The sequence below is a fragment of the Pseudoduganella umbonata genome (assembly GCF_014192225.1).
GTDB lineage: Bacteria > Pseudomonadota > Gammaproteobacteria > Burkholderiales > Burkholderiaceae_D > Rugamonas > Rugamonas umbonata.
In genome coordinates this window covers 293759-312223 of sequence record NZ_JACHXS010000007.1, presented here as the reverse complement: position 1 = coordinate 312223, position 18465 = coordinate 293759, and the positions used below count along the sequence as shown (strand labels likewise).

12 protein-coding genes and 1 tRNA gene are annotated in these 18465 nt (G+C 65.9%); 6 read left to right on the top strand and 7 right to left on the bottom strand.

Features of this window, described 5'->3' with window-relative positions; translation table 11 throughout:
• Nucleotides 1-10: 10 nt before the first annotated feature.
• Nucleotides 11-1981 carry a hybrid sensor histidine kinase/response regulator gene (locus FHS02_RS19260; protein ID WP_137315946.1) on the bottom strand — a complete coding sequence of 657 codons (1971 nt, stop codon included), beginning with the start codon at nt 1979-1981 and terminating at the stop codon, nt 11-13.
• 117 nt (nt 1982-2098) lie between these two features.
• Here FHS02_RS19260 and FHS02_RS19255 point away from each other — a divergent pair, with 117 nt between their 5' ends.
• Nucleotides 2099-3124 (top strand): outer membrane protein assembly factor BamE, encoded by a 1026-nt coding sequence (locus FHS02_RS19255; RefSeq protein WP_229422329.1) that lies wholly within the window; start codon nt 2099-2101, stop codon nt 3122-3124.
• A gap of 73 nt (nt 3125-3197) precedes the next feature.
• On the opposite strand, the gene FHS02_RS19250 is transcribed toward FHS02_RS19255, so the two are convergent.
• The gene (locus tag FHS02_RS19250; RefSeq protein ID WP_137315945.1) at nt 3198-3941 is read right to left on the bottom strand and encodes a YoaK family protein; all 744 of its coding nucleotides are present in this window, start codon (nt 3939-3941) and stop codon (nt 3198-3200) included.
• 133 nt (nt 3942-4074) lie between these two features.
• Between FHS02_RS19250 and FHS02_RS19245 the strand changes: the two genes are divergently transcribed.
• Together FHS02_RS19245 and FHS02_RS19240 are read left to right on the top strand one after the other, a co-directional pair.
• Nucleotides 4075-4150, top strand: a tRNA-Phe gene (locus FHS02_RS19245).
• A 180-nt stretch (nt 4151-4330) separates the two neighbouring features.
• Nucleotides 4331-4603, top strand: coding sequence for a DUF4242 domain-containing protein (locus tag FHS02_RS19240; RefSeq protein WP_137315944.1), 273 nt, complete (start codon nt 4331-4333; stop codon nt 4601-4603).
• 208 nt (nt 4604-4811) lie between these two features.
• Here FHS02_RS19240 and FHS02_RS19235 read toward each other — a convergent pair whose 3' ends face one another.
• The 3 genes from FHS02_RS19235 to FHS02_RS19225 form a co-directional block, all read right to left on the bottom strand.
• On the bottom strand, nt 4812-7601 hold the full coding sequence (locus FHS02_RS19235) for a TonB-dependent receptor domain-containing protein (RefSeq protein ID WP_137315943.1): 2790 nt from the start codon (nt 7599-7601) through the stop codon (nt 4812-4814).
• A 112-nt stretch (nt 7602-7713) separates the two neighbouring features.
• Nucleotides 7714-8910, bottom strand: a complete 1197-nt coding sequence (locus FHS02_RS19230) for a glutamate carboxypeptidase (protein ID WP_137315942.1) — start codon at nt 8908-8910, stop codon at nt 7714-7716.
• On the bottom strand, nt 8907-10373 hold the full coding sequence (locus tag FHS02_RS19225; protein WP_229422328.1) for a M20 family peptidase: 1467 nt from the start codon (nt 10371-10373) through the stop codon (nt 8907-8909). The genes FHS02_RS19230 and FHS02_RS19225 overlap by 4 nt, the downstream gene beginning before the upstream one ends.
• Before the next feature lie 184 nt (nt 10374-10557).
• Here FHS02_RS19225 and FHS02_RS19220 point away from each other — a divergent pair, with 184 nt between their 5' ends.
• The 3 genes from FHS02_RS19220 (at nt 10558) to FHS02_RS19210 (ending at nt 15683) form a co-directional block, all read left to right on the top strand.
• Nucleotides 10558-11661, top strand: coding sequence for a GlxA family transcriptional regulator (locus FHS02_RS19220; RefSeq protein ID WP_229422327.1), 1104 nt, complete (start codon nt 10558-10560; stop codon nt 11659-11661).
• On the top strand, nt 11658-13073 hold the full coding sequence (locus FHS02_RS19215; protein ID WP_137315940.1) for an MFS transporter: 1416 nt from the start codon (nt 11658-11660) through the stop codon (nt 13071-13073). The genes FHS02_RS19220 and FHS02_RS19215 overlap by 4 nt, the downstream gene beginning before the upstream one ends.
• A 288-nt stretch (nt 13074-13361) precedes the next feature.
• Complete coding sequence (locus tag FHS02_RS19210; protein ID WP_229422326.1) at nt 13362-15683, top strand: putative bifunctional diguanylate cyclase/phosphodiesterase; 2322 nt, start codon at nt 13362-13364, stop codon at nt 15681-15683.
• A gap of 77 nt (nt 15684-15760) precedes the next feature.
• Here FHS02_RS19210 and FHS02_RS19205 read toward each other — a convergent pair whose 3' ends face one another.
• The gene (locus tag FHS02_RS19205) at nt 15761-17290 is read right to left on the bottom strand and encodes a carboxylesterase/lipase family protein (RefSeq protein WP_137315939.1); all 1530 of its coding nucleotides are present in this window, start codon (nt 17288-17290) and stop codon (nt 15761-15763) included.
• Nucleotides 17291-17422: 132 nt separating this feature from the next.
• The gene (locus FHS02_RS19200) at nt 17423-18418 is read right to left on the bottom strand and encodes an MYG1 family protein (protein WP_229422325.1); all 996 of its coding nucleotides are present in this window, start codon (nt 18416-18418) and stop codon (nt 17423-17425) included.
• Nucleotides 18419-18465 lie beyond the last annotated feature (47 nt).

The window sequence follows — 18465 nt, the reverse complement described above, 5'->3', positions numbered from 1 at the left end:
CCTGCGCGGATCACCCCGGTGCGCGCAGGTGCCGCGCCAGGTCGGACAGCCGGTAGGGCTTGCCGACAAAGTCGAACCCGCTCAGGTCCGCCGGCTCGCCATGCAGCGCCTGCTGCGGGTAGCCGGAGGCGATGATGATCTTGATCTGCGGCCAGCGCTCGCGCACGGTGCGCGCCAGCTCCAGCCCCGTCATCCCGTTCGGCATCATCAGGTCGGTGAACAGCACGTCCACCGCCATGTCCATGCCGCGCTGTTCCAGCAGGCGCAGCGCGGCCACGCCATCCGGCGCGCTCTGCACCTGGTACCCCATCGTTTCAAACAGGTCGCAGGCGACCGCCATCACCAGCTGGTCATCCTCGACGATCAGCACGCGTTCGGCGTGCGCCTGCGGGCCGCCATCCACTTCGGCCGCATTCTCGTGGGCCGGCAGGAACAGCGTGATCGCCGTACCCTTCCCCAGTTCGGTGCGGATCTGCACGTCGCCGCCGGACTGCGTGATGAAACCATAGACCTGCGACAGTCCCAGGCCGGTGCCCTTGCCGACGGGCTTGGTCGTGAAGAACGGTTCGAACGCGCGGTTCACCACTTCCGGCGTCATGCCGGTGCCGCTGTCGCGCACCGTCACGCGCACGTAGTCACCGGCCGGCAGCGTGCCCACTTCGTGCTCGCGCAGACGCACGTTGCGCGTTTCCAGCGCCAGCGAGCCGCCACCCGGCATGGCATCGCGCGCGTTGACGACGAGGTTCAGCAGCGTGGCTTCGAAACGCGCTTCGTCGACGACGATGCTGGGCAGCCGCGGCGCCAGGTCGAATATGAACGATACCTGCGGACCGCTGGCCCGGCGCAACACCTGCTCGAAGCTGCCGATCAGCGCATTGGCCTGGTGCAGCGCAGTGGACAGCGGCTGCTGCCGCGCGAACGACAGCAATTGCTGCGTCAGCAGCGCGCCGCGGTCGATCGCACGGCGCATGCTGTCCAGCACCCGCACCGTGGTGGTGCCGGGATTCTGCGCATGCAGGATGTCGACGCCCGAGGAAAGCACGGCCAGCAGGTTGTTGAAATCGTGCGCGACGCCACCGGTGAGCTGGCCGATCGCCTCCATCTTCTGCGCCTGGAACAGCGCATTGCGGGTCTGTTCCAGCGACTCGGCCGTGGCACGCTGCTCGGTCACGTCGCGCGTGATCTTGGCGAAGCCGATCAGCGTGCCCTGCTCGTCATGGATCGCATCGAGCACGGCGTGGGCGAAGAAGCGGGTGCCGTCGCGGCGCACGCGCCAGCCTTCGCTTTCGAAGCGGCCTTCGCGCGCCGCCGTTTCCAGGGCGCGCTGCGGCACGCCGGCGGCACGGTCCTCGTCGGTGAAGAAGCGGCTGAAATGGCTGCCCAGCACCTCTTCCTGGGAATAGCCCTTGATGCGCTGCGCGCCCACGTTCCAGTTCGTGATTTCGCCCTGCGGCGACAGCATGTAGATCGCATAGTCGGTGACGCCCTGCACCAGCAGGCGGAAATGCTGCTCGCTTTGCCGCAGCGCTTCCTGCGCGTCGCGGCGGTCGGTGATGTCGCGCGTGATCTTGGCGAAACCGACCAGCTCTCCGTCGGCATTGCGGATCGGGTCGATGACGACGCTGGCCCAGAAGCGCGTGCCATCGTTGCGCACGCGCCAGCCTTCGCCTTCGAAGCGGCCGTCATTGCGCGCCGCGTTCAGGGCCCGTTCGGGCAGCGCGGCTTCCTTGTCTTCTTCCGTATAAAAGCGGGAGAAGTGCTGCCCCATGATTTCGTGCGCCTTGTAACCCTTGAAACGCTCGGCGCCGGCGTTCCAGCTGCTGACATAACCTTCCGAATCCAGCATGTAGATCGCATAGTCGCTGATGCTGGCCACCAGCAGCTCGTAACGCTGCTGGAAATCGGGCAGGGCCGGCTTGCGGGTGGGTGCAACGGATGCGGGCACGGGCAGCGACGAACTGTTGGCTGACTTTTCGCTCATCGTGTCTTTCGCTGACGTTTGTTATGCGGCGATTGTAACGCCAACCGTGCGGGCGCACGGGAAGCCTGCGCGTACCATCTTGGCTGTTCAGGACAGCGAAAGGACAGGAAGGCTTCGATGTTGCAATTTAATAATGTCCCCCGTTGCGCCGTGCTGGTCCTCGCCCTGTCGGGTGCCGGCGGCGCGGCCGCCTCACCGTCCGCGGACCAGCCGGTTCCCAGCGTTGCCGTGACGGCAACGCGCGATCCGGTCGATAAATCGTACCGCCGCATGATCCGCGGCATGGACCGTTTCGCACGCGAGGCACCGGTGCTGGCGCCCGGCGCCGTCCTGCGCTTTCGCCTGCTGCCCCGCCTGCCGGGAACATCGATGGATGGCATCGAGATGAAGGTGGTGGGCGACACGCTCGCCATCCCGGTGCCGGTCAGCACGGACAACGGCTTTACGCTGGCGCGCGACGAACGCGCATGGCGCGAGGATGCGGCACTGGTGGCGAACCGCCGCACCGCCAGCATGACCTGGCGCGCGGACGTGCGCAGTCCGGGCGTGCCCGATGGCATGCGGCGTCTCGGCGACCTGCGCCTGGAATGCCGGGTGGGCATGGAGGCGGGGCTGGTATCGAACAATGCCCACCTGTTCGCCTGGCTGGGCGACCTGCTGGCCAACCCGGACCAGGTCTGCAACGATGCCGACGGCCGTTACCTGTTCTTCACCGACCGGCCGGTCTTTGCGGTAACGCTGCATGCGAGCGGTCGCGCCACGCCGGCACCGCTGCGGTTCCTGTACACCGGCGGGCACGTGCAGGCGCCGGACCTGCCCTGGTGCGATTGCCAGGTGCTGCTCGAGCGCAGCTACCACGCCCCCATCTGGGACCGTGCCTGGCCGGACGATACGCTGCTGTCGTTCGAAACCATGGACGATCCGCCGCCGCCCGGCGCGCCCGCCGCCCCCGGTGTGGAACCGGGCTACACGCGCGGACAGGTGCGCGCGCTGCTGGGGCCGGGGACGGCGGTGGCCTTCCGCGACGGCCGCGAGGCATGGCTGTATCCACGCACCGACGACCGCCGCGCCGCGGAAAAACCCGAGTACCTCGTACTGTTCGATGCCGGCGGCAGGGTCGTCAAGAGCCGCATGCGGCGCTGAACGATATGCCCGGTGTCCAGTACGGCGGCAGGAAGGGTGGCAGGCATGATGGCTGGTCGTCTGTTTCAGCGATTTAGTGAATGCGCAGCTGGCGCAGGTCATCCACCACCGGCACGATGGCCAGCAGCACGAGCATCATCGCCAGCGGAACCGTGGCTGAATAGCCGAGGCGCGCGAAACCCATGGCGCCGGCGATGCCGCCAGTGAAGAAGCACAGTGCCAGCATGGCCAGCAGCCGCAGCCGGCCCCGGTTGGCGAGCACGGGCACCGCCGTGGCATCCCGGTTCGGGTACAGCGCCTTGCCCAGCTCGATGCCGATATCGGTCACCACGCCGGTGATGTGCGTGGTGCGGATTTCCGCGTTCGACAGCTTGGTGACGACGGCGTTCTGCAAGCCCATCATGAAGCACAGCAGCGCGATGGTGGCCGGCACGACCAGCACCTCGACGGAGGCGAGCCACGTGCCCAGCACGCCGAACGCCAGCAGCAGCATGGCTTCGAGCAGCAGCGGCAGCGCATATACGCTGTGCATTTCCCGCCGGCGCGCGTAGTTGACGATCAGCGCGCAGCAGGCCGCGCCGGCAACGAACGCCACCAGTGCGCCGAGTCCCGCGGCGGCAAGGTCGAAGACGCCGGCGGCGACGTCGTCCGCCACTGCCGACACGATGCCCGTCATGTGCGAAGTGTATTGGCGCACGGCGACGAACCCGCCGGCGTTGGCGGCACCGGCCACGAAGGCTAGCACCATGCCGAGCTGCCGGTTGCCGCCGGCCTCGCGCTGGCGTCCCGTCAGGCGGCGGGCGTAATTGATGGGCATCCCGGCTCCCGTGGCAAAAACCCAAAGTACACCCGGGGCCGGCAACGGGTCAATGGTCGAGCAGCGCGGCCGGGCAGCGGCTTCACAAAGGACTAGGCAAACCCGAAACAGGGCTGCTATAATTGCGCGCCTTGGCCTGGTAGCTCAGTTGGTAGAGCAGAGGATTGAAAATCCTTGTGTCGGTGGTTCGATTCCGCCCCGGGCCACCAAGAATTCAGCAGTAAAGCAAAACGCCACCTTCGGGTGGCGTTTTGCTTTACTGAACGTTCGACCATCTTATACGGCATTGCACCGCAAAGCGATTGCCCTGCGTTTAGTTTTACGCTACTTTATCTGGGCACTCTCATAAGGTGTCATCGCTAGTCCTTCATAACAGCAAGGAGACAGATATGCCGCGCTATATGGTTGAACGCAGTTTCCCCGATGGTCTCAACATACCCGTCAACGCCGCTGGCGCAGACGCCTTGAGCAAGGTTGTCCAGACCAACAGCGAGCAAGGCGTTACCTGGGTCCATTCCTACGTGAGTGCCGATAAGACCCACACGTTCTGCATTTACGATGCGCCAACGCCCGAGGCAATCCGGCAAGTCGCCGAGCGCAACGGATTACCGGTCGATAATATTACTGAAGTTGCGGTGCTGGCACCGTATTTCTATCATTGAAGGCCAGGCAGAGGATTGAAAATCCTTGTGCCGGTGGTTCGATTCCGCGCCGGGCCACCAAGAACAGATTCGAACGATACGCCAACCCTCGCCGGTTGGCGTTTTCGTTTCCGGACCAACGCGGCCTTCCTGAGCACACGAACGGAGCGGCCGCCCGCGCAGCCACTCCTCGCGCCCGAAGCCACGCCCGCGCCGGCACCGCCTTCGCCTAACGGAACGCGTAACTGGCGTTGACGTACACGAAACGCCCGCGCGGATCGTAGGTGTTGACGTCGTAGCCATACTGGAACTGCGCCGCGATCGGCACGAAGGCCTGCGGCTGGCGATCGAGCAGATTGCGCACGCCCAGCGTCAGCGTGGTGTTCCTGATGCCGCGCCAGGCCAGGTTGGCGTCGTAGGTCGCCGCCGCCTTCATGAGCACCCGGTTACCCAGCAGATCATGCGCCGCCTCGTAACGCGAGTGATAGTTCTGGATCAGCGTGGAGGACAGTGCGCCCTGGGTCCACGACGCGCTCAACGTGTGCTTCCAGCGCAGCACCACGCCGCCGGCATCGGCGCCGATGACCGCCGTGCCGGCGGCGTCGACCAGCGTGCCCACTTTGTGCGACACCGTGCCGCCCGGGCTGGTCTGGTCGAACTTGTCCATATACGTGCCGTTCAACGCAACGTCCAATCTGCCGTTGGCGAATTTCTGCCGGCCGATGACGAACAGGTCCGCGCCCTGGACCGTTGCCTCGCCCGTATTGGCCAGTACCGTTTTCACCAGGTCGATGTCATTGCCGTTCTGGACCACCAGGTTGGCGTAGGCCGGATCGCCGGCGCGGAAGCGCGACACCACCTCCTGCGCCGACGGCGTCGCCAGCATGTCGCTGACCTTGATGCGGAAGTAGTCGACGCCGGCATTGAGCCAGCTGGCCGGCGACCACACCATGCCGACCGATGCCTGGCGCGATTTCTCCGGCCTCAGGTCCGGATTGCCGCCGGTCAGGCCATTGACCTGCAGCGAACCCTGTCCGGTCTTCGGATCGGTGAATGCCACCGTCGTGCCCAGCACTTGCGGCGTCCACAAATCGTCCAGCGTCGGCGCGCGAAAGCCGCTACCCAGCGAACCGCGCAACAGCAGGCTGCGCAGCGGTTGCCAGCGCAGGCTGGCCTTGTAGTTGGTCGATGAACCGACATCGCTGTAGTGGTCGTTGCGCAGCGCCAGGTTGGCCTCCACGGTTTTCAGGAGCGGCACATTGAGCTCGCCGAACACCGAGCGAATGGTGCGGCTGCGATCCACCGCCGCCAGCGCGCCGCCGGCGCCGCCGACATCGCCGCTCAGGAGCGCCGCGCTGGGCGAGACCTGGTAGCTTTCGTGGCGCGCCTGCGCGCCGGCCGCATACTGCACCGCGCGGCCGTCGATGCTGAACAGGTCGCCGGTGATCTTGCCATCGGCCAGCTCGCTATCCGACCAGCCGTCGACGGTCTTGCCGGTGTACTGCGCGGCTTTCAGCTTGTCCGCCAGCGCGCCGGTCTGCACCCCGCCCGGCGCCCACGGATTCCAGTTGTTGGCCGGGTCATTGATGATCTTCGCGTACTCCACCTGGAGGAAGTAACCCGACGGCAGGGAGCCGGAGACCTTGCTGCGGTTGGAGGTCAGCGCCACCTCGTAGTCCTGCCCCCACAACGTGCCGCGCGCGCCGCCGGTAAAGCGCGACTGCGTGGCAACGTCGCGCGACTGGCGCGGGCCGTAATCGAACACGCGGCTGGTGATCGCCAGCGGCTGGCCGATGATGGAAGAGTAGCCTTGCGCCGCCAGGTAAGGCGCCGCGATCGACTGGTAAGCCGGATTGCCTGGATACAGTATCAGCGCCGGATCGACCTTCTGCTGCGTGAACGCGCTGTCCACCACCAGGAAGCTGCGCCGCACGGGGCTGGCCTGGATGGTATTGGTCACCACGCTGCGCGACAGCAGCGCGTCGGCAAACAGCTGGTGCTCGTCGTTGATCTGGTACGTCAGGTTGCCCGTCAGGTTGGCCAGTTCACGCGCCGGTATCAGGTTGGTGGCCGGCGCGCTGTCATAGGCACAGTAAGGCGCGCCTTTGGAAGTGGGCGTCGGATTCTGGAACATCTGGATATCCGCGCACTTGCCGCTGGCCGCCAGCGGATTGCCGTAGCCGGTAGCCGGCGAGGCGCCGAAGCCGGCACCCCGGTCGTTCGGATATGCGCCGGGGATCACCACGCCTTCGATATTGCCCTGCCCGGTGGCGCCGGACACATAGTACGGAAGGTTATTGCCCGACCTGGCGTAATCACGGTCACGCCCGAACAGCGCTTTGTCCTTTTCCCACGAGACCGACACCACCGCGCTGTACCGATCCCGGTCCAGGTCGCCGATGCCGGCGGTGATCGACGCCTTGTTATTCTGCCCGCCGCCATGCGTGGTCGGCGAGCCGGCGCCGGCGCTCACCTGCACGCCTTCGAAGTTTTTCGACAGGATGAAGTTGACCACGCCGGCCACCGCATCGCTGCCATACACGCCGGAGGCGCCATCCTTCAGCACCTCGATGCGCTCGATCGCCGCCAGCGGAATCACATTGACGTTGACCGTGGCGCCGCCACCGCCGGCGAACGCCGCCAGGCGGCGGCCATTGACCAGCACCAGCGTGCGCTCCCCGCCCAGCCCGCGCAACGAGATCGACGACAGGCCGAAAGTGCCGCTGGACGCGCCTGCCGCATTCGACGTCGCGCCCGCCGACGACAGCGAGGAGATCGACGCCAGCAAGCTTTCCGTACTGGTCGCGCCGATGCGCTGGATGTCCTCCTTGCTGATCATCTGCACCGGCAGGGCGGTTTCCGAATCGGTGCGTTTGACCGAGGAGCCCGTGACCTCGACACGCTGCATCTTTCCGCCCTCCTCCTGCGCCAGCACTGGCAGTGCAGCCGTTGTCGCGATCACGGCCAATCCACCTGCAAACATCATGCGCAACGAATGCGCCAGTACGGTTTCCTTCATGGTGCTCTACTCCCTTTGGTTGACGTTTTAACTTTTTTTGACGCGACAATGCCCGCCGGGCGGCATGGAGGCCGTCCGGTGTGGAATTGCTGGAAGTGCTAGTGGGTTGTGATTACTGCGAGGCGCCGGCTTCCTGCATCATGCGGCTGAGCAGATAGAGTCGCGGCACCACCGAGTCGATGGTGATGTATTCATCCTTGGCATGCATGCCATCGCCGGCCAGGCCGAATGCCTCCAGCACGATCGCCTTGCCGGACCGGCTGGCGTAGCCGGCATCGGTGCCGCCGCCGGTGGCGGGATACAGCGCCAGCTTGCGGCCGATCTCGCCGTAGATGGCTTGCGCCTTCGCGGCCCATGTGCGCGCCGCATCGGTGGCGATGAACGGCGGCCGTCCCGGCTGGATCTCGACCTTGGTGACGGTATCCGGCACCAGCGGTGTCGCCACCTTCTGGTTCAAGGCCTGCAGCAGGCGCTCTGCGCCATCGGTGGCGCTCAGGCGCACATCGCCCTGCACCGTGGCACTGGCGGGAATCTGGTTGGTCGCCAGGCCGGCATTGGCACGCGTCCAGTTCAGCTGCGCACCCGGCACATTGATGTCCTGTGTTTGCAGGACCTGGTGCGACAGCTCGACCAGCGCGTTACGCCCGGACTTCGGCGCCACGCCGGCGTGCGCGGCACGGCCCTCTACCGTCATCCTGGCGGTGGCGATGCCACTTGCACTCAGCAGCAGTCCTTCCGCCTGCACGCCATTCGGTTCGCAGGAAAACACAAAGTCATGCAGTGCCGCCTGCGAGGCGATCCACTCGCCGGACGCGGGCGAACCGATCTCCTCGTCCGGATTGAAGATGACGGTCAGCTGCGCGTAATCGTGCCAGCCGCGCGCGTGCAGCATCTCGATGGTGTGCAGGATCAGCGCCACGCCGCTCTTGTCGTCGGCAATGCCGGGACCATAGATGCGGTTGCCGTCGACGCGATAAGGCTGGGTAGCGAGAATGCCCGGCTGGTACACCGTATCCATGTGGGCAATCAGCATCAGCTTCTTGCGACCCTTGCCGCTGAAGCGGCCGGTGACAATGCCGTCCTTGCGCTCTACCGCCGCCCCCAGCGCCTTCAGCCGCGCCGCGCTGTAATCGGCTACACGCGCCAGGCCGGCGCTGTCGCTGCTGCCGGATTCAATCAGCACCAGATCCTTGAGCGTCGCCAGCAAAGGTGCCTGCTGCGTGCGGGCGGCCTCCAGTAATGCCTGGTCGGCTGCCATCGCGCCATGCAGCGCGGTGCCCAACAGCGCTGCGGATATCAACCTTTTCATTTTCCATTCCTCGCAAGTTGTACATAGAAGCGAACCGCTTCCAGATAGTTGTCTACGCCGATGCGTTCGTTGGTGCCGTGGAAGCGCGGCAGATCGTCAGGCCCTGCGCGCACCGGCGAGAAGCGGTAGACATGGTCGCTGACGTCCTTGTAGTGGCGCGAATCCGTCGCGCCGATGACGATGCCCGGCGCCACCACCGCGTCGCTGAACACCTCGCGGATCGTGCGGTTGATGAGCGCATACTGGGCCGATGCGATCGGCGACACACGCGATGGGTCGGACGATCCGGCCTGCAGCTCCGCATGCACCGCGCCGCTGTCCACAGTCTGCTTGACGTGCTCCATCACGCCGTCCACCGTATCGCCAGGACGGATGCGGAAGTTGACCACCGCGTCGGCGCGGCCAGGCAGCACGTTGTCCTTGTTCCCCGCGTGGACCACCGTCAGCGCGGTAGTGGTGCGCAGCATGGCATTGGTGCCGGCCGATTGCGCCAGCTGCCGCTGCACAAGGGGCCCGAACAACCAGAGGTTGGACAACGCCACGCGGCTCATGCCCTCCATCTCCGGCGCAATGGTGTCGAACATGTCTTGCGCCACACCGGTCAATTGCGCAGGCATCTGCTTGCGTTCCAGGTCTGCCAGCGCGGCGCTCATCATGCCGATGGCGGTGTTCTGCGGCGGCATCGACGAATGGCCCGGTGCCGTGGCCACCGCCAGGTTGACGCTTGCATAGCCCTTCTCCGCCACGCCGATCAGCGCCACCGGCCGGCTGATGCCGCGCATGATGCCTTCGGTGACCAGCATGCCCTCATCGAGTATGTAATCGAGCCGCACGCCACGTGACTTCAGCAGACGCGCGATTTCCACCGCGCCACGCCGGCCGCCGACTTCCTCGTCCGCGCCGTAAGCCAGGTAGATCGTCGCGCGCGGCTGGTAGCCCGATTCCAGCAAGGTCTCCACCGCCTCCATCTGCGCCACCAGGCTGCCCTTGTCGTCCCATGAGCCACGGCCCCAGATGAAGCCATCTTTCACCACGCCGTCGAACGGCGCCTGATGCCAGTTGCCCTCCGTGCCTGGCGCCACCGGCACCACGTCCTGATGTGCCAGCCACATCACCGGCCTGGCCTGCGCATCGCTGCCCTGCCAGGTGAACAGCATGCTGTGGCCGACCATCTCGCGCTTGAGCGTTGCATGCAGGCGCGGAAAAGCCTGCGCAAGGTAGGCCTGCATGCGTTTGAATTCCTCGGCATTGGCATCGCCTGACGCCGCGTCGGAAATTGTCCGGAACTGCAGCGCGCCGGCCAGCCGCGCCGCCACCGCGTCGCGCTCCAGCGCCAGCACCGAAACCGGTGTGACATCGATCTGGCGCGATGACAGCCGCAAGGTATTCCACGCCACCACTGCTGCCATGATGGCGATGACTGCGAGCGCCAGCAGCCCGGCATATATAAGTCGCTTCAACATGAAATGAGAGTCCGTGAAATGAGAGTCCGTGAAATGAGTCCGTGAAATGAGTCCATATAAAGACTGGAAAAGTGCGCCGCGATGGTGCGGATTCGTCGCAATGCACGCTCCATTTCGTCGCACTGCGCGCCCCATTTTGGGCACTGTTGTTTTGAATTCCTGCGAACAATTCTAGAGCTTGCTTATGCAATATCGTGCAGCTAGTATCGCCAACATGCAGACCAATCCCGCCACTCAAATTGCACCTCTCGATGTGCAACTGCTATGGCTGCCGGAAGCGATGCCCGGCAATCTGTTTGCCGCGGTCGATGTGCTGAATGTGGCGGTAGGAATACTGCGACTGCGCAAACCGCATCTGCCGCCGCCGCTGACGTGGCGCGTGATCACACCGCCCGGCGTGGAAGCGCCACTGAACAGCGGCATCATGGCCGGCCTGCAGAAACCATCACCAGAGCCGTTGCCGGCGGCACGCACGCTGATCGTGGTACCCGGCCTGGCCACCCGCAATGCGCCGCACATGGGCGAGATCGCGCAGAGCCATCCCGAAGTCCTGGCGATGCTGCACAATCACGCGCTGGACGGCGGCCTGATCGCCGCCTGCTTTACCGGCATGGTGTTCCCGGCCCGTCTTGGCCTGCTGGCCGGCGCGCGTTGCGCGCCGCCATGGGCCTATCAATCGTGGATGAAGCTGCACTTCCCCGATGGCGACTTCGATACCGACGAGCCGATGTCGTTCCACGAACGGGTATTCACCTGTGTGGCCCCCGGCCTGCAAACGGAGTTCATCTCCGCGCTGCTGGGCCGTTTACTCGATCCGGATTTGATGGAAGGCTGCCTGCAGGTACTGCAATACCAGCAGCGCCGCCAGCAGATCACCTCCGAGTTGAGCGGCGTGTGGCTGACACCGACGTCGGACAGCCCGGTGTACCGGGCCACGCAATGGCTGCAGGTCAACCTGGAACAGCCATACAACCTGCAAACGCTGGCCGAAGTCGCCGCCACCAGCGAACGCACGCTGCTGCGCCACTTCCGCCAGGCGGTCGGCATGACGCCGCTGGAATACCTGCACAAGCTCCGCGTCGAACGCGCCAAGGTGATGATGGAAGTCTCGCTGCATAACTTCCACACCATCGCCTCGGCGTGCGGCTATGCCGACGCCGGCTCGTTCCGCCGCCTGTTCCAGCAAGCCACCGGCATGAACCCCAGCGTCTACCGCGAGCGCTTCACGCTGCGCGCGCGCCGGCCGCACTGGAAGGTCGAACAAAAATCGCAAAGGGCGCTCGCATGACACAAGGCGCCCGTATCGCGCACCTGCGCTGCGCCGCCGGGATGGATGCCATCTACCGCAAGATCAGCTGGCGCCTGCTGCCGCTGCTGATGCTGTGCTACGCCATCGCCTACCTGGACCGTGTCAACATCAGCTACGCTCATCTGCAAATGGGTGCCGACCTCGGTTTCAGCAACCAGGTGTATGCCTGGGGCGCCGGCATTTTCTTCGTCGGCTACTGCCTGTGCGAGATCCCGAGCAATCTGCTGATGGAAAAAATCGGTGCGCGCAAGACCCTGCTGCGCATCATGCTGTGCTGGGGAGTGACCGCGGCGGCCTGCGCCTTCGTGCGCGAGCCGGTCGAGTTCTACGTGCTGCGCTTCCTCCTCGGCGTCTTTGAAGCGGGCTTCTTCCCCGGCGTGATTCTCTACCTGACCTACTGGTATCCGGCCGCGCGGCGCGCGCGCGTGATCGCCATCTTCGCCTCTGCCGCCTTGATGGCAGGCGTGATAGCTGGCCCCTTGTGCGGCGCGACGCTGCAATACCTGCACCATGTCGCCGGCCTGCAAGGCTGGCAATGGCTGCTGCTGATGCAAGGCATGCCAGCGGTGGTGCTCGGCGTGGTGGCCTGGTTCTGCCTGGACGACAAACCGCAGGATGCGCGCTGGCTCTCGTCGCTTGAGCTGCAGATGATCGAACAGGACCTGAAGCACGACGAGGATGCGCTGAACGGCGCGACCAGTACCAATGCGCGTGCCACCCCCAGCGGTGTCGGCGTCGAGGAACCGCCATCGGCCTTCGGCACTATCCGGTCGCTGCTGCGCGAACCGTCCATCGGCCTGCTGGCCCTGGCCAACCTGCTGCTGATGGGTGCCAGCTATGCGCTGGTGTTCTGGTCGCCGGCGCTGATGCAGCGCTGGGGCGCAGGAAGCCATGCGGAAATCGGGCTGCTGTCCGCAATTCCGAACCTGGCCGGCGTGATCGGCATGATCGTGATCGGCCACCACTCCGACCGCCGCCGCGAACGGCGCGGCCACTTCGTCGCCTGCATGGCGCTGGCCGCCGGCGGCCTGGGCCTGGCCATCGCCGCGGACAACAACCTGGCCTGGTCGCTGGCCGGCATGACACTGGCATCGCTGGGCATCGCCTCGGCATCGCCGCTGCTGGTGTCCATCCTCACCGTCCTGCTGGACCGCCGCCGCGCCGCCACCGGCATCGCGCTGGTGGGCAGTTGCGGCCTGCTGGGTGGCGCCCTCGGGCCGCTGCTCGGCGAACGCATGCTGGCCTGGGGAGACAGCGCCGCCATGCTGGCCGCGTTGATCGTCCTGTATCTTGCGGCGGCCACCATCCTGGTGCTGGCATTGCGGCTGGCGCCGCGCGCTGGCGGTTCACGCGCCGTCCAGGGCCAAACCGGCAGGATGGCTCGCGCCTAGTGTAGCGAACCACTGGTTGGTTGACTGCTCAGCCAGGAAAGCAAAGCAACCGGCGCCAGCCTCGGCCCATGAGAGCCTGCATTTAAGGTACCCTTGATTTTTTGGGCACTCCTGTCACCCCTTCGGGTACCGGTGCAGCGCCGCTCCGCTGCACCGCTCACGCAACACCCGCACCGGTTTAAGTTGGGCGACAAATGGCAGGCCGCCCCGAACTCGGCTACACTATTGCGTTGCAGCAAAAAATAGTGCATTTATTTTAATGACACTGAATTGTGCCGAAGGCAACCTGTGACCCCCCATACCGATATCGCTCATTGGCGCAGCCAGATCATCAACCGCATGATCGCCATCGTGCTCGCGCTGGGCACTCTTACCGCCGTCCCGTCGATCGTCATGGCCGTGCGCAACGACATGTGGCCGATCGTCGCCGTCGATGTTCTCTCCATCGTCTGGCTGGCGGCGCTGTGGCGCCTGCCGCGCCTGTCCTACATGGCGCGGGTTGTCAATTTTATTGCCATCGTCGTCTTTTTCTCGATCGCCCTGCTGGTCACCGTGGGCTACGTTGCCCAGATCTTCCTGATCGCGGCACCGGTCTTTGCTGTCGTACTGCTGGGAATGCGCCCTGCGCTGATGGCTGTCGCGGGCAGCGGGCTCGTCATTCTGGTGCTTGGACTTACCGGCTGGGCCCGGCCCGAGCTTGCCGGCTTTCCCCACGAGGGTGCCGTGGCCCCGATCCTGGCCACACTCAATTACCTGCTCGTCGGCACGGCAATCACCGTATCCTGCGGCACGCTGCTGCAAAAGCTGTTGAAGTCGCTGGACGACGTGCACCAGTTCGCGGACTCGCTCGAGGACGGCAAGAACGCACTGCACGCGGTCAACGCTGAACTGCGGCTCACGGCTGCCGCCGTGGCCCAGCTCAACGACAGGGTCATCATCGCCCGCGCCACCGATGGGATGGACCGGCCGCAGCCGATCATCTTCGCCAACGATGCGTGCGTGCGCGGCACCGGCTACTCGCGCGAGGAATTGCTCGGCCAAAGCATGAACCTGTTTGTCGGGCCGGATACCGATTCCGCGGAGGCGGCACGCATCGTCAGGGCGATGGCACATGGCGAGAGGGTATCGGGCGAGCTGCTGATCTATGCGAAATCGGGCACGCCCCACTGGATCGAACTGGACATTTCCCCCTTCGTGGACGAGAGCGGAGCCCTGACCCATTGGGTCAGCGTCGGGCGCGACATCAGCGAGCGCAAGAAGGCCGCCACGGCAATCCACCGGCTGGCCTATTACGATGTGCTGACCGGCCTGCCGAACCGGCGGCGCCTGATGGAGCAGCTCGATGCCCGGCTGCTGAAGGCGGGCAATGCCCGCGGCGCGCTGCTGTTCATCGACCTCGATCACTTCAAGTACGTGAACGACGCACGGGGCCATGCAGCGGGCGACGACCTGCTCCGGAATGTAGCGCAGGTGATCTCCCGGCTGGTACGGGGCGACGATATCGTGGCACGCCTGGGCGGCGACGAATTCGTCGTGCTGCTGACCGGCATCGCCGGCGACGAGGCCGCCGTGGCCGCAGCCGCAATGGCCCGCGCGCGCGCGATCGGCGCGGCGCTCGCCCGCGAGGTCTCCATCGACAGCAATCATTACAGCGCATCGGCCAGCATCGGCATCGCGCTGATGCTGCGCCGCGACCAGAGCGCCGACGACCTGCTGCGCGAGGCGGATACGGCGATGTACCGCGCCAAGGCCAACGGGCGCAACGGCGTTGCCCTGTTCGAGTCGACCATGCGCGCCGAGATGGAAGAGCGGCTGACCCTCGAGACCGACCTGGCGAACGCGCTCAAGCGGGGCGAGCTGGCGATGCACCTGCAACTGCAGTTCGATGCCGATGCCCGTCCCGCCGGCGCCGAATTGCTGATGCGCTGGCGGCGCGCCGACGGCAAGATGGTGCCGCCGGATGTCTTCATTCCCGTGGCCGAATCCACCGGCCTGATCGCCCCGCTGGGCGACTGGGCCCTGCACCAGGCATGCCTGGCGTGGCGGCAGCTGGCGGAGGCGGGCCACGCGATGCCGTTGTCGGTCAACGTCAGCCCCTCGCAGTTCGGCCAGGCCGGCTTCGTCGGCTCGGTACAGCGCCTGCTCTCCGATCACGGCATGCCGCCGGATCAACTGATCCTGGAAGTGACCGAGGGTATCGCCGTCGGCGACCGCGACGGGACGATCGCGCGCATGCGCGAACTGGCCGACATGGGCATCCGTTTCTCGATCGACGATTTCGGCACCGGTTATTCGAACCTGGCCTACCTGAAGCGCATGCCGCTGTACGAACTGAAAATCGACAAGAGCTTCATCCGCGAAGCGCCGGGCGATGCCGACGGCACGGCCATCGTGAACTCGATCCTGGCGATGGCCGCGCACCTGCGCCTGCGCGTGGTGGCCGAGGGCGTGGAAACGCAGGAACAGGCACAGTACCTGATGGCCAATGGCGCGCCGCACATGCAGGGCTACCTGTTCGCACGCCCGATGCCGCTGGCGGACGTGCTGGCCGAACTGGCGGGCCTGGACGAGGCGATAGCGGGCGGCGCGGTCCAGGGCCAGACTGCCTGAATCCGGCACGCCACGGCCCCTTGGCCAGCAACCGGTGCCCACTTTCGTGGAAGACCGCATGCCTGCCGTGCTTTGTATTATTCGAGGCGTTGCGTAAACAACGAAAAATCCGGCAACGGCACCGCCCCGTCGCCGCCGATGCGCAGGATGGATGCGTTCGAGCCATCGAACACCGGCCAGGGCGGCAAGCCTTTTCCTTCCGGTTTCCCGGTGCGGGCAAAACCCACCCACGTTTCGGCCAGCCGCGTTGCCAGTTGCCGGTCCGCCGCCGTCCATGCGCGCGGGTCCAGGTGCAGGTTATCGAACACATACTGGATTTCCGCACCGTGCCCGGCGCCGCAACCGTAGCCGCAGGGTGTCGACGGCTGCGCGGGCCGATGCGCGAAGAAGTAGGCATACGACGGCGAGCGACCATGCCGCGCCTGCAGCCCCGCCCAGTGCACCATGCGCCAGCCCCACCAGTCATTGGTGAGCCGGTCGATCGATGCACGGGCCTGCGCGTCGGTGGCGCCGGGATAGGCAGCCAGCAACGCGGTGGAAGGAGCATGGCCCAGCAGGTTCGACACCAGGTCACGATGATTGGCCGCGGTGAATCGATCCGTGCCGAGGATTTCCGGGGCCAGGTCCTTGCCTTCCTCGGCATTCCACCCCACCAGCAGCGGAACGTCGTTGTGGCGGTGGGCGCGATAGGTGGCAGCCAGGTCTTCGCGCAGCAGGTGGCCGTCGACGAGTGTGCGTGGCAACCACGCCGGTTTCTGCAACGCCTCGGCAGGCATCGCACGCAAGGCAGCCAGGCTTCCCGCGCCGGCGGCCGTGGCGAACGCCAGCCCCTTGCCTTCGGCGGCGGCCTTGCTGGCGAAACGGTGGTTTTCACCCGCATCCATCGGCAAGCCGTCGTTGCCGCTCTGCGCAATGGCGCGCTGGAACAGCCCCTTCCCCAGCGGCGATGCGACGAGGATCGCGACCGATTCGCCGCCCGCCGATTCGCCCATGATCGTCACGCGGTCCGGGTCGCCGCCGAAGGCCGCGATGTTGTCCTTCACCCAGCGCAGCGCAGCGATCTGGTCGAGGATGCCCTGATTGCCGGAAGCACGGTGCCGCGATTCCGCCGTCAGTTCGGGATGCGCGAAAAAGCCGAAGATGCCGAGGCGGTAGTTGACCGTGACGACGACCGCGCCATGCCTTGCCAGGTTGGCACCGTCGTACAGCGGCTGCGCGGCAGTGCCGCCGTAGAAGCCGCCGCCGTGCAGCCAGACGAGGACCGGCAGTTTCGCGGCCTGGTCGGGTGCCCAGACATTGAGGTAAAGGCAGTCTTCGCTTTTCGGCTGCGTGATCCACTCGGCGGCCTGGGCGCAGGCGGCGGAAAAGCTGCGTGCCTGCCTGATGCCCTGCCATGGCACGACCGGCTGCGGTGCGCGCCAGCGCAGGGAGCCGACCGGCGGCGCCGCGAACGGGATGCCCAGCCAGGTCTTCATCGCGCCGGTTTGCAGGCCGGCGATTTCGCCGCCCGTTACCTGTATCGGACCGGTTGGCTGGGCGGCGTGGCAGGCCACTGCCGAAACGGCCGCCAGGCATGCCGCGGCCAGCGGGATTGCACGACATCGCATCGGGACCACTCCTCCGGAAAGACCTGCCGGCGAAACGCGCGGCGGTGAGGAATGCTACTCCGCTTTATTTTTCAACAATAGTACGAATTCGGCGAATCGCGATGCCGATATCCGCGACGCCTGCCGGCAGCTTTATCGCTGCCCCTCGGCGACGGCCTGCAATGCCTGCAACGCCATCGCATACGCCCCTTCATAGGACTTGGCGGCGGCGATGAAGCGGCCGTTGTGGCAGAACGCGGCATCGGGCACGCCCGTCACGGCGGCCAGTTCCGCGTCGCGCAATCCCGCCCACGCCGCCGGCAGGTCGGCGCGCGCCGTGAAGTTTTCCGGGCTGACGGGCACCGTGTGCAGCATGTAGCGTTTTTCGGCGATGCTGTGGCTGAGCACGAACAGCACCTTCGGCATTTCCTTTCTCACCACCTGGGTCCAGGGCAGCGCGCTGTTATGCAGGAAAAGCAGCCGGCCATCCTCCAGCACTTCCGCATCGCGTACCTGTTCCACGGCCAGCAAGGCGCCGACGCGGTATTTCACGGCATTGACGAGGATGTCGGTCAGCAGCGTCATCGCACGCTGGAACTGCTCGAGCCGGTAGACATCGGCCGCGCCGTCGTAGCCCAGCCTTTGCTCGTCCAGCCAGTTGGGATTGAAGCCGGAGATCACCGCCGACAGCCCGTAGCCGCCCGGCGCGTTCTTCGCCGCGCCGACGTCAGACAGGTCGAGGTATTGCACGATGTCGGCATCGATCGCATAGGCGATCTCGCGCGCCGTATCGTTCGGCAGTTGGCGGCCGGTATGCGTGACGGCCAGCGTGCTCACGCAGCGGGCACCGTACTCGCGCCACACCAGGCCTGCGCTGGCGTACGGCACGCCGGTCTGCCGGGCGCCATCGAAACCTTTCTGGTGGTGGTCGAAGCGGCCGGCCGCCGGGTTCCAGATGCCGCCGACGTCGACCGCGAAGTCGGCCGCCTCGATGATGGCCGGGTCGCGCGTGCGAACCAGCTCGGCGTGCGGGAACAGGACGAACAGGACGGCGGCGGCCCATGCGTCGTCCGCGTGGAATTTGCCGTTGTGGGTGACGATCACCATGTAGATCTCCGGTAGCGTGGCCGCGTGGGTGCGGCCCTTCATGGTGATGATACCGGGTTGGCGCCGCTGCCCGTGCCGGGCAGCCTGGC

Coding starts and splice junctions, on each gene's coding strand:
- FHS02_RS19260 (WP_137315946.1), bottom strand. CDS start 1,981: ATGAGCGAAAAGTCAGCCAACAGTTCGTCGCTGCCCGTGCCCGCATCC.
- FHS02_RS19255 (WP_229422329.1), top strand. CDS start 2,099: ATGTTGCAATTTAATAATGTCCCCCGTTGCGCCGTGCTGGTCCTCGCC.
- FHS02_RS19250 (WP_137315945.1), bottom strand. CDS start 3,941: ATGCCCATCAATTACGCCCGCCGCCTGACGGGACGCCAGCGCGAGGCC.
- FHS02_RS19240 (WP_137315944.1), top strand. CDS start 4,331: ATGCCGCGCTATATGGTTGAACGCAGTTTCCCCGATGGTCTCAACATA.
- FHS02_RS19235 (WP_137315943.1), bottom strand. CDS start 7,601: ATGAAGGAAACCGTACTGGCGCATTCGTTGCGCATGATGTTTGCAGGT.
- FHS02_RS19230 (WP_137315942.1), bottom strand. CDS start 8,910: ATGAAAAGGTTGATATCCGCAGCGCTGTTGGGCACCGCGCTGCATGGC.
- FHS02_RS19225 (WP_229422328.1), bottom strand. CDS start 10,373: ATGTTGAAGCGACTTATATATGCCGGGCTGCTGGCGCTCGCAGTCATC.
- FHS02_RS19220 (WP_229422327.1), top strand. CDS start 10,558: ATGCAATATCGTGCAGCTAGTATCGCCAACATGCAGACCAATCCCGCC.
- FHS02_RS19215 (WP_137315940.1), top strand. CDS start 11,658: ATGACACAAGGCGCCCGTATCGCGCACCTGCGCTGCGCCGCCGGGATG.
- FHS02_RS19205 (WP_137315939.1), bottom strand. CDS start 17,290: ATGCGATGTCGTGCAATCCCGCTGGCCGCGGCATGCCTGGCGGCCGTT.
- FHS02_RS19200 (WP_229422325.1), bottom strand. CDS start 18,418: ATGAAGGGCCGCACCCACGCGGCCACGCTACCGGAGATCTACATGGTG.